This window comes from Nocardia sp. NPDC058633, assembly GCF_042717045.1.
Lineage (GTDB): Bacteria > Actinomycetota > Actinomycetes > Mycobacteriales > Mycobacteriaceae > Nocardia.
In genome coordinates, this window is the sequence record NZ_JBHXRA010000006.1 from 94421 (window position 1) to 107573 (window position 13153).

A 13153-nucleotide genomic window follows, 5' to 3' on the forward strand; every position below is an offset into this window, starting at 1 on the left:
GGTATCGATGTCGCGTGTCAGTTCGGGCCCGAAACCCGTGCGGGAAACCGGCTCGCGACACTCGCCCACGATGCGTTCGTTCTCATCGAACCGCTGCTCGTTCGCGTCACCGGATGCGCCGATGGCGTGGTGCGCTGGTGGTGTCGATCGCGGCTACTCGCGGTGAGCGTGGTTTCGGTCACCGCACCTGTGGCGGACCCGGGTGACGAAAATCCCCGGTGCGCAGCGGTTGTCGCTGCCCACCGGGGATTCGTGGTCGGTGACTAGTTGGCCGACGGGGTGGTTGTCGGGGCCACCGTGGTGGTCGGGTCGACAGTCGTGGTGGGAGCCACCGTGGTGGTCGGTGCGACGGTGGTGGGGTCCACGGTCGTGGTCGGGGCAGGTGCGACGGCCTGGTTGGGCGCCGGTTCCGGCGTGGTGGTCGACGGCGTGGTGGTCGGGGCCACCGTCGTGGTGCTGGTGCCCGTCTTCGACGTGGTGGTCGACTTGGGGCTGGTCGTCGTCGACTTCGAGGTGGTCGACTTCGACGTGGTGGCCGGCGCGGTGGTGGTCGTCGCCGGCTTCGTCGGAGCTGCCAGCGCGGCTGTCACCGAGGCGTCGTCCGGGGCGGCCTTGGTGTCCACCGTCTCGCCCGCCTGCGCCTGCTTGGCCAGGTGGGTGAGCCACGCCGCGGCGTACTCCGCCGAGGTCAGCGGCTTGCCGTTCGCGGCGTCGGAGTCACGCCAGTAGTCGAAGTGGTGACCGGTCCCGTTCGGGCCGAGGGTGAGCTGGTACGGATCGCTCATCGCCACCGGGATGGTGTTCTGGTTCGTCACGATCAGCCCGACGATCTCGTTGAAGATCTTCTGCGGCAGGTACGCCAGCGGCGAGAGCTGCTCACCGGCGATCACGTCGGCCTTCGCGGGCGTGGTGGCCTGACCCGGCTTGTAATCGGGGTCCGACACCTTCAGCAGCACGTCGAGGAACGTCTCGTCACTGGCCATCCAGTTCGGGTTCGACCCGATATCGGAGAAGGCGGCCATCGCGATCCGGCCCAGCGTGAAAGCCATGTCCTGGCCGGTCGCCGGGGTGAGCCCGTCGCGCTGCAGGTCGTCGACATTGATCTGGCGACCGACATTGGCGGCCAGCTGCAGCAGCGAGATGTTCTCCGGTGCCGCGCAGGTGAGGTCGCCCTCGGAGCAGAACGAGGCGATCTTGCCGTTGAGCGCACCGAAGTCGCTACCGGTGGTCACACCCTGGCCCGAGATCGGCTTGTTGCCGTTCTGGTACTTCTGGTCGAAGTTGTCCGGGTTGGCGAAGGGATCCTCGGCGCCGAGGAACGTGCCGTCGCCTGCCTTGCGACCGGGATCGGCGAACATCACCACACCGAGAACGTCGTCGGGGTTCACGGTCGAGTACCCGTCGGCGGGGTCGTCGTTGCCGATGCCCTCGGCCACGCGGCGCACCACATCGGCGCCCTCGCTGTAGCCGACGATGGAGAACTTGGTGTCCGGGCAGGCCGCCGAGATCTCGCGCATCACCTGCTGGGTGTTGGCGACGCCCGCGTTGACCGCGTCCTCATAGGTCGACATATCGGCCGGGTAGGCGATGTACACCGCCGCGTACTGGCCCTCGGCCACGTCGTCGCGCGGCGCGTTCACCACCGGATCCACCCACACACTGCTGTGGTCGCCCGACAGCGCGGCGGGCAGCGGGTTGCCGTTGGCGTCGAGCAGCATCGCCGTCGTGCCCTGCACCGGGGTGTCGTTGCGTCCGGCCACCGAGATGGTCACCATCTCGCGGCACTCGGTCACCGAGGTGGTCAGTTCGTAGCTCGGCGACGCAGGCTGCGATGTCACAGCGAACGACGCGGCGACGATCGCCGCAACTCCCAACGCCGCCGGAGCGGCAACCGCCGAAGCGATGCGATGTTTCGCAAGAAACTCACGCAGATTCATGTCACGATCCCGTTCGAATGACCTACAGGTGGGCAGGCCCCCCGACGGGCCGCATGTCACGAACGATGTCGTACCCACCAGCAAGATCGTTACTGACGCGAACAGGAACCGGTCGACGATCGCGTCGGCCACCCGCGGTGCGAGCGAGATTTCGCGGTCCTGGAACACCTCCCGCACCTGACGAGGGCCAGGTGGGCGAATGTCACGGCATCGCGGCGATCTTGGCGGGGATCTCGATGTTCTCGTCAGCCCAGTACAGTGCGCACACGCGGTGATAGCCGTCGGCGATCAGCATCGGCACGTTGCCGCGGCAGTCACCGCGCACCAGCAGGATCGGCGAGAGCTTCTTGCCCTCGTTCACCTTGAGCAGGTCTCTGCGCACGTGCGGATTATCGGGCGTGAGAGCGGGGAGCTGGGAGGCCCGCAGAATGTCCTTCGCCTTCTTGACGACCACCGGCGCGGCCCTGAGCTCGGCCACGATCGCGTCGACCATCGCCTTGTCGCCCAGTAGCTCGAGGTAATCGGCGGCCGCGGGATAGTCGTGGTCTTCCGGGGCGGACTTCCATTTCACCTGCAGAATCGGATCGGTCATCGGATCATCATCCGGCCGGTTTGCCGGGAGGTCGCTCGCTGTTGTCGAGCGGTTGCGTGATCGGTATCGGGCCGTGGTCGGCGCCGCGACGGCTCAGCCGGTCGCCGGAACTCGGCTCAGAGTATGGGGATGTCCGGGGGAATCTGCAGCGCGATGTAGATGAGCGTGTGGACCCGGGTGGTGATGACGCCGAGCAATCCCTGCATCGTCGCCGGCGCGGTTTCGACAACGGCTTGCAAGGTTTTCAGGTCGCAGTCGATACGTTCGAGGATCGGGCCTATGTCCGCGGCGGGGTTGGTGAGCGCCGCTGCGATCTCTTCGAGCGAAATGCCTTGTGACTCCAGGCTTTTGATGAGCTGGATCCGCTCGGCGTCCGCTGGGGAGTAGAGCCGGAAGTTCCCGGAGGTCCGTTCGGCCGGAGACAGCAGCCCGAGGCTGGTGTAGTAGTCGACTGTGCGCGTCGAGACCTCGGCACGACTGGCCAGCTCGCCGATACGGATCGGCGCATCTGTCATTTCGGCGCCTCCTCCTCAACTGCCGTTCACCTGGTCAGGGCGCCCATCAGCGTAGCCGCTGCGCCCGCCCACAGCAGCACGGGCACTGCTCGAGTCGCTGCTGCGCCAGCCGTGGGTACGGCAGCCCGAGTCCGCTCGGGCTGCCGTGATGATCATCGGATCGTGTGTTGTCTCGGCCGCGCGCCTGTCAGTCTTCGATGACCTGGGTGCCGTCAGCCAGTCGGTCGTGCCAGCCCTGCTTGGTCGGGCTCGACCCGACGGTGACCGCAATCGCGAGCGCGGCGACGAACCACAGCGCCCCACCGATCCAGGGGATGAGGTTGAGCAGCATGTAGCAGTTACGCAGCGCCGATTCCTTGACGCTCGGCTTCGGTGCGCCGGCGGGCCCGTTGACGTGCAGGCCGAGCAGCTTCTTGCCGGGTGTGGATCCGGTGAGTACCTCGAACCCGACGAAGTAGAGGAACCCGAACCCGGCGCCCGGCAGAATCGACAGCCAGTCCGGGATGTTGCCAGAACGGTTCAGTAGCCAGAACAACACCGCCCCGACGATTCCCGCGACGATCCAGTCGATGAACCGCGCGCCTGCGCGCCTCCCGAGGCCGCCGGGTGTCGCCACGAAAGATGCTCCGAGCGCCGGATCGAATCCTGCTGTGCTCACGATATTTCCTCCCAGGAGAATCGACCCGCGTGATCGCGGGTCACCGCGCCCGATACGCGGCAGCTTGTGTCGACTTTCAGTTCCTGGCGACGAGGTCGGCGACGACGACGGAGATGTTGTCGGGTCCACCACCGTCGAGCGCCAGTTCGATCAGTTGGTCGGCGCACTCGTCGACGGTGCGTGCGCGGGCCAGGGTCAGTTCGATGTGCTCGGCGCCGACGACATCGGAGAGTCCGTCCGAACACAGCAGGAACCGGTCACCGATCTCGGCGTCCCCACCGACAAGGGCGGGTGCCAGGGCCGCACCGGTCAAGGCCCGCAGGATCATCGATCGCCGCGGGTGCGTGCGCGCCTGCTCGGCGGTGATATGGCCGGAGTCGACCAAGGATTGGACGAAAGTGTCGTCGTGGGTGAGCTGTGACAGCTGCCCACCGCGCAGCAGATAGGCACGGGAGTCACCGACATGAGCCAATCCGAATCGCGTGCCCTCGAACAGGATCGCGGTCAGTGTGGTACCCATCCCCGCGGTCTCGGCGCTGCGTCGAGCACGATCGGCGATCGCCAGGTTGCCTTCCAGCACAGCCTGTTCCAGCCGCACCAGCAATTCGCCGTCACCGCGCTGTTCCAGTGGTGCCAGTGCGGCGATCATCAACGCCGACGCGACCTCGCCGGCCGCGTGCCCACCCATCCCGTCGGCGAGCGCCAGCACGGTGGCCCCGGTGTGGACACTGTCCTCGTTGGCCGCACGCACCAGACCGCGATGGGTGCGTTGCGCGCTGATCAGCTGTGTCGTCGCGGCGACACTTTCATCACTCACCGGCGGATCAGATGTTGACGCCGTAGTCGCGGGCGATCCCGGCCAACCCGGAGGCGTAGCCCTGCCCGATGGCACGGAACTTCCACTCCGCGCCGTTACGGTAGAGCTCGCCGAAGACCATCGCGGTCTCGCTGGAGGCGTCCTCGGTGAGGTCGTAGCGGGCCAACTCGGCTCCGGAAGCGCGGTCGACGACGCGAATGTAGGCGTTGCGGACCTGCCCGAAAGACTGCGAGCGTGCCTCGGCGTCGTGAATCGACACAGGGAAGAAGACGCTGGTAATCGTCTGGGGGGTGGCGGCGAGGTCGACGTTGATCACCTCGTCGTCACCATCGCCTTCACCGGTGAGGTTGTCACCGGTGTGCTCGATGCTGCCCTCGGGCGAGCGCAGGTTGTTGTAGAACACGAAATGCCCGTCGGAGAGCACCTTCTGATTCGAACCGGTCGCGATCGCGCTGGCATCGAGATCGAAATCGGTTCCCGTGGTCGAACGCACGTCCCAGCCGAGCCCGACCGCGACCGCAGTCAGATTCGGGGCCTGCTTCGACAGCGACACATTGCCGCCCTTGGCCAGACTGACACCCATGATTCGTCCTTTCGTCGTGGTGTGAAACCGCTTGTGCCACCAGCCTTTCGGCGTGGTAGACCCAAATCTCGTAATCGAAGCCGTGCCGCAACTTCGCCGCGGCCGACCGCGTCACCTCCGTTGTCGTCCACAGTCGCGCCCTTTCCCCGTGGCTACGTGGTCGGATCGCTGCCCGCGGCGGCCGGGAGCAGCCGATGCAGGACGTCGGTGATCGTGACCAGCCCGACAATCGCGACACCGGAGTCCGGTGCGGCGACCAGGGCGAGGTGGTTGCGGGTTTCGCGCATCACGCGCAGCGCCTCATAGACCGGCACATCGATGTCGAATCGCAGCACCGGTCGCAGGAGATCCGCAGCTGTGGACTGCGCCGCAGCGGCAAGGCTGTCGCGGACATGGACCACACCCATGACATCGTCGCCGGTGCGTACGAGCAGGCGCAGGTGGCCGGTATCGCGCGAAACAGCCTGGATTTCACCGACATCGGCGTGGGGTGCGACAGCGCTCGGGGCAGGGTTCGGTGAGACGATGTCGCCGACGGTGAGCTGTTCGAGTTCCAGTGCGCTGGTTAGGTTTCCGTGGTAGCGCTCGTCGAGAGTGCCTGCGGTCGCGGAGTGTTCGACCAGATGCCGCAGCGCAGCCGAATCCTGACCGGCGTCGACCTCGTCGACCGGGGTCACACCCACCTTGCGCAGGCACCAGTTCGCGGCGTTGTTCAACGCGGTCAGCAACGGTCGCGTCACCGTCATGAACGCTCGCATCGGAACCGCCAGCATGGTGGCCGATTTCTCCGGATGCGCGATCGCCCACGACTTGGGTGCCATCTCACCGACCACCAGATGCAGGAAAGTCACCACGATCAACGCGAGCACGAACCCAGCGGCATCGGCAACCCACAGCGGCGCACCCAAGTGCTCGATGAGCGGGGTGATCCAATGGTGCACAGCCGGTTTGGTCACCGCGCCCAATGCCAGCGTGCACACCGTGATCCCGAGCTGAGATCCGGCGAGCAGTACCGGCAACTCCGCGGAGCTACGCAAGGCGGCCCGCGCCGCCCGACTCGTCGGTGCCGCGTCCTCCAGGCGATGCTTGCGCGCCGCGATCAACGCGAACTCGACAGCGACGAAGAACGCGCTGGCCGCGATCAACACGATCGTGACAGCGACGACCACCCACGGGTTACTCACCGGCGTCCCCTGCCTGTTCGGTGCGCACGGTCAGCCACACCGACGACGGCACATGCTTCCCGACGGCCCTGACCTCCGCGAGCACCGTGCAAGCCGGACCCGGCCGCTCGGTGAGGTAGTCGGCGCCGCTGCGCGGCACCACGATCTCGACGCGGACACCTGCCTCGGGCAGACCCCCACAGGTGTTGATGACCAGGCCTGCGATGGTTTCATAATCGCCGGCGGGCAGGTCGACGCCGATCACCCGCTCGACCTCGTCGAGGTGCACAGTGCCCGGAACGAGCCAACCACCGCCTTCGGCGACGATTTCCGGGGTCGTGCCTGAGTCGTGTTCGTCGGCGATCTCGCCGACCAGTTCCTCGGCGATGTCCTCGACGGTCACGATCCCGGCGAAGCCGCCGTACTCGTCGACGACCAACGCCATCTCCTGGCCGGTCTCGCTGAGACGGGCGACAACCTCGGGCAAGGCCAACGACTCCGGTACCAAGACCGCAGGTCGCATATGGTCACCCGCGGTTCCGGTCTGGTCGCCGCCGAGCAGGTCGTGCAGTTCGATGACGCCGAGCAGGTCGTCGCTGGAACTACCGACCACCGGATACCGCGTATGCCCGGTACTCATCCGGGTGATCACCTCGGCAACCGCGACGTCGGCGTGCACCAGATCCACCTGGGCGCGGGGAATCATCGCGTGTTCGGCTGTGGCGGAGGGGAAATCGAGAATGCGATCCAGCAGCGTGGACAGCTCGCGGGGCAGTTCGCCCGCGTCTCGTGACGCGGCCACGATGTGTTCGAGGTCGCGCGGTGTGGCCGAGTGCTCCACATCGTGAACCGGTTCGATCCGCAACGCGCGCAACAACACATTCGATGATTGGTCGAAAAGCCAGATCAGCCAACCGAATACACGCAGATACGCGGTGGTCGAGCGCGCCAGCCAGCGGGCGACAGGCTCGGGTCGGGCGATGGCGAGGTTCTTCGGGAACAATTCACCGAACAGCATCTGCACGACGGTCGAGAACACGATCGCAAGGACCGTGCCGATACCGATACCGACCGCGGTCGGTATTCCGATGCCGCCGAGCAGTTCCCCGAGCCCCCGCCCGATCAGCGGTTCGGCCACATAACCGACCAGCAGTCCAGTCACGGTGATACCCAGTTGGGCGCCCGAGAGCATGAACGAAGTGCGCCGGGTCACCGACAGCGCGCGACCAGCGACCGCGTCACCCGCTTCGGCCCGCGCCGCCAACCTGGAACGGTCCACAGCCATGTACGCGAATTCCTGGGCAACGAAATACCCGGTCAACGCGGTGATCAACAGAACTACCACTACTCCGAGAAGGACACTGAACGCGGTCAGCACGTCGGCGCCCCGCCACCGCATCCACGCGCCGCTCCGCGAATCGATCGACTCGGACCTTCGTCGTCACCGTCACCTTCAGGCATGCGAGCCACAGTAGCACGTAGCACTGTAGGGTTTGCGGCCGAGCGAAGCGGTGGAGTGCCGAGGGCTGAGGCCCGCCGCAACACGGTGGGCCTCAGGGCTTTCGGAAACGCGTGAGCCACTCACGCTTGGAGCGCCGCATTGTGCGGCGCGGACAACGGTCAGCCCCTCGCCATGTCGACGAAGCGACTCAAGTGCAGCTGGTGGGCGACGGTGATCGTCGCGGTCGGGCCGTTACGGTGCTTGCCGACGATCAGGTCGGCCTCGCCGCCGCGGGGGTCGTCGCGTTCGATCGCGTCGGGGCGGTGCAACAGGATGACCATGTCGGCATCCTGCTCGAGACTGCCCGATTCGCGAAGGTCGGAGACCATCGGTCGTTTGTCGGTTCGCTGTTCCGGACCACGGTTCAGCTGCGAGATCGCGATCACCGGAACCTCGAGTTCCTTGGCGAGCAGCTTCAGATGACGCGAGAATTCCGAGACTTCCTGCTGGCGTGATTCGACTTTCTTGCCCGAACTCATCAGCTGGAGGTAGTCCACCACCACGAGTTTCAGGTCGTGACGCTGCTTGAGCCTGCGCGCCTTCGCCCTGATCTCCATCATGGTCAGGTTCGGCGAATCATCGACGAACAACGGCGCCTCACTGATCTCACTCATCCGCCGAGCCAGCTTGGTCCAGTCGTCATCGCTCATCCGGCCGGAGCGCATATCACCGAGCTTGATCTTCGCCTCGGCGGAAAGCAGGCGCATCACGATCTCGGTACGGCTCATCTCGAGCGAGAAGATGACGCTCGCCATGCCGTGCTTGATCGAGCAGCTCCGCATGAAATCCATGCCAAGGGTCGATTTTCCGACGCCGGGTCTGGCGGCCACAATAATCATCTGACCTGGGTGAAGGCCGTTGGTGAGTTCGTCGAGTTCGGTGAAGCCGGTGGGGACGCCGAGGGAGATGCCGCCGCGGGAGGCGATGGAGTCGATTTCGTCCATGGTGGGCTGGAGCAGTTCTTCCAGCGGGGTGAAGTCTTCGGTGGTGCGGCGTTCGGTGACTTCGTAGATTTCGGCCTGGGCGCGGTCGACCACCTCGGCGACGTCCTGGCCGTCGGCGCCGGCGTAGCCGAACTGGACGATGCGGGTGCCCGCTTCGACGAGGCGGCGCAGGATGGCCTTCTCGGCGACGATCTCGGCGTAGAAGCCGGCGTTGGCCGCGGTGGGGACGGTCTGGGTGAGAGTGACCAGGTAGGGCGGGCCGCCGATGCGCTTGAGTTCGCCGCGCCGGTCGAGGCCCGCGGACACGGTGACGGGGTCGGCGGGTTCGCCGCGGCTGTAGAGGTCGAGGATGGTGTCGTAGACGGCCTGGTGCGCGGGGCGGTAGAAGTCGCCGGGGCGCAGCACCTCGATCACGTCGGCGATGGCGTCCTTGCTCAGCAGCATGCCGCCGAGGACGGACTGCTCAGCGGCCATATCGTGCGGAGGCTGACGGCCGAAGTCCTCGCCGGGGGGTTCAGGCGTGAATTCCGTTTGCGCGCGGTCACCGGTGGTTGTCACCAGGGGAGTCCTCTCTGCCCGCAGAACCGGGGTTTCACATCGATGTTCTCGTTGTACTCCCGGACACCGACACGGATGTCAGCAATCGGTTGCCTGCGTGATTCCCGAGGTCGCGCGCAGGGCGATGCGACGAACCTAGGCGACGTTTTCGGGACTCGCCAACCCGACATGTGCACACAACTGTGGATAACTTGGGGGTAGTTCACCCGTTGTTGTGCAGCGCCTGTGGAAAACATGGGGAAAACCCAGGTCAGTGCGGTAAAACACCCTGCTAGGCCCCGGTTTTTCCAACCTCGGCCCTGTGGATGAAAGAAGTTCCGGCGTGTCGGTCAAGGTGAACAGCCGGGCGTGTTGGGTAAACAGCGATGGTGCAGGCTATGACTGGAGTCACAAATCTGCCGGTCGGTTTCCCCGGTCATCCACAGGCTGAATAACTGGAGGTCAGGCGGTTACCGACCGTGAGCCGCGCAACACGACCTCCGCCGACTTTGATATCGGCTACCGATCAGTTAACGCGAATTCGCCCTGAAAAAGGCAAGCAGAAACCACCCCTGCGCACGCACAGGGGTGGTCTCCGGCGAACTCAGTTCGCAGCAACCTCGAGGTCGAACTTCGCGGCCACATCGGGGTGCAGGTGCACCACGATGCCGTGCTTGCCGGTCGCCTTGATGTGCGACTTCGGCAGCTCGATGCTGCGCTTGTCGACCACGGGGCCACCGGCAGCCTTGATGGCCGAAGCCACGTCGGTGGTGGTGACCGAACCGAACAGCTTGCCGCTGCCGGCGGTCTTCACGGTCAGCGAGACCGCGGCGAGGCCCTCGATGGCCTGCTTCAGCTCGTTGGCGTGATCCAGGTCGCGCACCTTGCGGGCGTCCTGGGCGCGACGGATACCGTCGACCTGCTTCTGGGCGCCACGGGTGGCCTGGATGGCCAGACCGCGGGGCAGCAGGAAGTTGCGGCCGTAGCCGTCCTTGACCTCGACGAGGTCGCCCGGAGCGCCGAGGTTGTCGACATCAGCGGTGAGGATGAGCTTCATCTGTGTGACTCCCTTTCTCAGCGAGCGGTCGACACGTAAGGCAGCAGAGCCACCTCACGCGAGTTCTTGACGGCGACAGCGATGTCACGCTGGTGCTGCACGCAGTTGCCGGTGACGCGGCGAGCGCGGATCTTGCCGCGATCGCTGACGTACTTACGCAGCAGCGTGGTGTCCTTGTAATCGATATTGACGATTCCGGACTTTGCTTCCTTGCAGAAAGCACAGGCCTTCTTCTTCAGTACCTTTTCGCGCGCGGGCGCTTTAGGCATGGTTTTTCTCTCCGTACTATGAGTGCCGTTCGATCAGAACGGCGGTTCGTCATCCATGCGGCCGCCGCCCCCGAAGGAGCCGGCCGCGGGCGCGCTACCCCACGGATCGTCTTCGCCACCGGCATTGCTGCCGCCGGCCGGACGTCCGCCGCCGTTGTTGGCGTTGTAGCCGCCTGCGCTAGATCCACCACCGGCATTGCCGGAACCACCACTGAAGCCGCCACCGCCGCCTCCGCCACCGCGACCGGCCTTGGAGACCTTCGCCGTCGCGTAACGCAACGAGGGACCGACTTCGTCGACCTCGAGCTCGACCACAGTGCGCTTCTCACCCTCGCGGGTTTCGTAGGAGCGCTGCTTCAGCCGACCGCTCACGATGACGCGAGCGCCTCGGGTCAGGCTTTCGGCGACGTTCTCCGCTGCTTCACGCCAGATGTTGCAGCGCAGGAACAGAGCCTCGCCGTCTTTCCATTCGTTCGAATTGCGATCGAACACACGGGGAGTCGACGCGACGGTGAAATTTGCCACCGCTGCGCCTGCGGGCGTGAAACGAAGCTCCGGGTCTGCCGTCAAGTTTCCGATGACGGTAATGACCGTGTCGCCTGCCATGGGGTTCCTCCTGCTCGGGGGTGCAGTCCGCAATCTCGGGATTTGCGCTCGAGCCTAAAGCCAGGCTCTGACAAATTCGAGGGTGCGTACTACTTGTCGTTGCGCAGAACCTTGGTGCGCAGCACCGTCTCGTTCAGGCCCAGCTGGCGGTCGAGTTCGCTCACGGTGGCCGGGGTCGCGGTCAGGTTGACGATCGCGTAGATACCTTCGGCCTGCTTGGCGATTTCGTAGGCGAGCCGGCGGCGGCCCCAGATGTCGACCTTGTCGACGTTGCCGCCCTCGGTCTTGACGACCGTGAGCAGGGTATCCAGGGACTGCCCGACGATGCGCTCGTCCAGGCTCGGGTCGAGGATGACCATTACTTCATATTGACGCACGGACCAATCACCTCCTGTGGACTAGGAAACGGCCATGGACTCTCCATGGCAGGAGGGTTCGTTGCGTCAGCAACCCGCCAAGGCTACATGAGCGGGTGGTGACCAGCGAAATCGATGCCCGCCGCGGGTGTGCCCGGGTGATCGGAGCGCCGCCGCATAATGTGGTCGCCATGACCACAGTGGGCCCGCGTCAGCGCGCAGCACGACGCGGCGCGACGCGGGCCGCGGCTTTGAGCATTCTGGTGATGCTGCTGTGTGGGCTCACTCTCGCGCTGGCCTATGCCAACAAGGCCCGGTGCGCGGGCGGTGCGATCGATGAATCCGGTCGCAGTCTGGTATTCGAGGAGCGCAAGGATTCGGATGTCTGTTATTCCGATATCCAGTTCCTGTGGCTCGGCCGCGATATCGACAATCACGTCTTCCCGTACGTCGACGGCGCGATCACCGACGACGGCGCGCTGACCGGCGGTGCGGTGGAATACCCGGTGCTCAGCGGCGTGCTGATGTGGGCGGGCGCCATCGGGGTGGACAACGACGCCGACTTCCTGTGGCACTCGGCGCTGCTGCTCGCGCCGTTCGCCCTGCTCACGGCCTGGATGCTGGCCAGAATGGCGGGCCCGGCGGCGCTGCTGTGGGCGATCGGTCCGCCGCTGGTGTTCTACGCCTTCCACAATTGGGAACTGCCGGTGGTGTGCACGGCGGTGGCGGCGGTCTACGTGATGACGATGCTGACCGGCCTGTCGGTGCGCACCCGCGGGATCATCGCCGCGGTGCTGCTCGCGCTCGGCTTCTGCCTCAAGCTCTATCCGGGCATCTTCGTGCTCCCACTCGCGGTGTTCGTGCTCACCGAAGGCGCGCCGCGCGGTCGACGCCCGGTCCGCGAGCTCGACGTGGCGGGGGCCGCGCAGACACTGCTGGCCGCCATGGCCACGGTCGCGGCGGTGAACCTGCCGTTCGTGCTGGCCGGGGTGGAGGGCTGGCGCGCCTCGATCACCTTCCAGCAGCTGCGCCAGGCCGACATCACCACCAACTCGATCTGGTACTGGGGTCACCAGCTCGTCTTCGGCCGCGCGGCGGAGACGACGCAGACCTGGCACGACATGGTCGCGATCGCCTCGCCCGCGCTGATCTTCGGCGGGTTCGCGCTGGCGATGTGGCTGGGCTGGCGGCGCTGGACCCCGAGTTCGGCCTACCCGTGGGTGGGGGTGAGCGCGGCGATGCTCGCGGCCTTCATGCTTTTCCACAAGGTGCATTCGCCCCAGTACACCCTGTGGATAATTCCGTTCCTGGTGCTGCTGGAAGTGCCGTGGTCGCTGGTCGCGGCATACCTGGTGGCCGACGCGGCGGTGGGCGTGGGGGTGTTCCGGTACTTCGCCGCGCTGGGGGAGGGTGAGGGCGTCGACCTGATGGAGGGGATCGTGCAGTTCGGCGTGTGGTTGCGCACCGCGCTCTTGCTCGTCGTGTTCTTCCTCTTCCTGCGGGCGAGGATGCGCCGGCCGCGCGTCGAACCGAGCACGGCCCCCGAACGCCGACTCCAACCGGCATGACGACAGCGGCGGCGAATCCCGGAAAGGGACTCGCCGCCGCTGTGGGTCTT

At 65.9% G+C, this 13153-nt stretch carries 13 protein-coding genes and 1 pseudogene; 1 reads left to right on the top strand and 13 read right to left on the bottom strand.

All coding sequences use genetic code 11. From position 1 onward, the window contains the following. Window positions 1–263: 263 nt before the first annotated feature. From ACFWUR_RS09365 to rpsF, 13 genes and pseudogenes are all read right to left on the bottom strand, one after another. Window positions 264–1937 (bottom strand): cutinase family protein, encoded by a 1674-nt coding sequence (locus tag ACFWUR_RS09365; protein ID WP_378904429.1) that lies wholly within the window; start codon window positions 1935–1937, stop codon window positions 264–266. Window positions 1938–2139: 202 nt separating this feature from the next. Next, on the bottom strand, window positions 2140–2517 hold the full coding sequence (locus ACFWUR_RS09370; RefSeq protein ID WP_378904996.1) for a hypothetical protein: 378 nt from the start codon (window positions 2515–2517) through the stop codon (window positions 2140–2142). A 128-nt stretch (window positions 2518–2645) separates the two neighbouring features. Next, window positions 2646–3044, bottom strand: coding sequence for a MerR family transcriptional regulator (locus ACFWUR_RS09375; RefSeq protein ID WP_378904432.1), 399 nt, complete (start codon window positions 3042–3044; stop codon window positions 2646–2648). 187 nt (window positions 3045–3231) lie between these two features. Continuing rightward, window positions 3232–3702, bottom strand: a complete 471-nt coding sequence (locus ACFWUR_RS09380; RefSeq protein WP_378904435.1) for an RDD family protein — start codon at window positions 3700–3702, stop codon at window positions 3232–3234. 88 nt (window positions 3703–3790) lie between these two features. Continuing rightward, window positions 3791–4519: pseudogene (locus tag ACFWUR_RS09385) on the bottom strand (PP2C family protein-serine/threonine phosphatase); the annotation flags it as partial. Between the two features lie 7 nt (window positions 4520–4526). Then, complete coding sequence (locus ACFWUR_RS09390) at window positions 4527–5102, bottom strand: TerD family protein (protein WP_378904438.1); 576 nt, start codon at window positions 5100–5102, stop codon at window positions 4527–4529. Between the two features lie 152 nt (window positions 5103–5254). Beyond that, a complete protein-coding gene (locus ACFWUR_RS09395) occupies window positions 5255–6286 on the bottom strand; it encodes a CNNM domain-containing protein (RefSeq protein ID WP_378904441.1) in 1032 nt (343 codons plus the stop codon). Beyond that, complete coding sequence (locus ACFWUR_RS09400) at window positions 6279–7643, bottom strand: hemolysin family protein (RefSeq protein WP_378904999.1); 1365 nt, start codon at window positions 7641–7643, stop codon at window positions 6279–6281. The genes ACFWUR_RS09395 and ACFWUR_RS09400 overlap by 8 nt, the downstream gene beginning before the upstream one ends. Before the next feature lie 242 nt (window positions 7644–7885). Continuing rightward, entirely contained in the window at window positions 7886–9268 is a 1383-nt protein-coding gene (gene dnaB / locus ACFWUR_RS09405; RefSeq protein WP_266294617.1) for a replicative DNA helicase, read from the bottom strand. 583 nt (window positions 9269–9851) lie between these two features. Beyond that, window positions 9852–10304 (bottom strand): 50S ribosomal protein L9, encoded by a 453-nt coding sequence (rplI, locus tag ACFWUR_RS09410; protein ID WP_378904444.1) that lies wholly within the window; start codon window positions 10302–10304, stop codon window positions 9852–9854. 17 nt (window positions 10305–10321) lie between these two features. Further along, complete coding sequence (gene rpsR / locus ACFWUR_RS09415; RefSeq protein ID WP_056823934.1) at window positions 10322–10573, bottom strand: 30S ribosomal protein S18; 252 nt, start codon at window positions 10571–10573, stop codon at window positions 10322–10324. A gap of 33 nt (window positions 10574–10606) precedes the next feature. Beyond that, window positions 10607–11179, bottom strand: coding sequence for a single-stranded DNA-binding protein (locus ACFWUR_RS09420; RefSeq protein ID WP_378904447.1), 573 nt, complete (start codon window positions 11177–11179; stop codon window positions 10607–10609). Between the two features lie 89 nt (window positions 11180–11268). Next, complete coding sequence (gene rpsF / locus ACFWUR_RS09425) at window positions 11269–11556, bottom strand: 30S ribosomal protein S6 (protein ID WP_056823926.1); 288 nt, start codon at window positions 11554–11556, stop codon at window positions 11269–11271. A 170-nt stretch (window positions 11557–11726) separates the two neighbouring features. Here rpsF and ACFWUR_RS09430 point away from each other — a divergent pair, with 170 nt between their 5' ends. Then, window positions 11727–13103, top strand: a complete 1377-nt coding sequence (locus ACFWUR_RS09430; RefSeq protein WP_378904450.1) for a hypothetical protein — start codon at window positions 11727–11729, stop codon at window positions 13101–13103. Window positions 13104–13153: the final 50 nt, after the last annotated feature.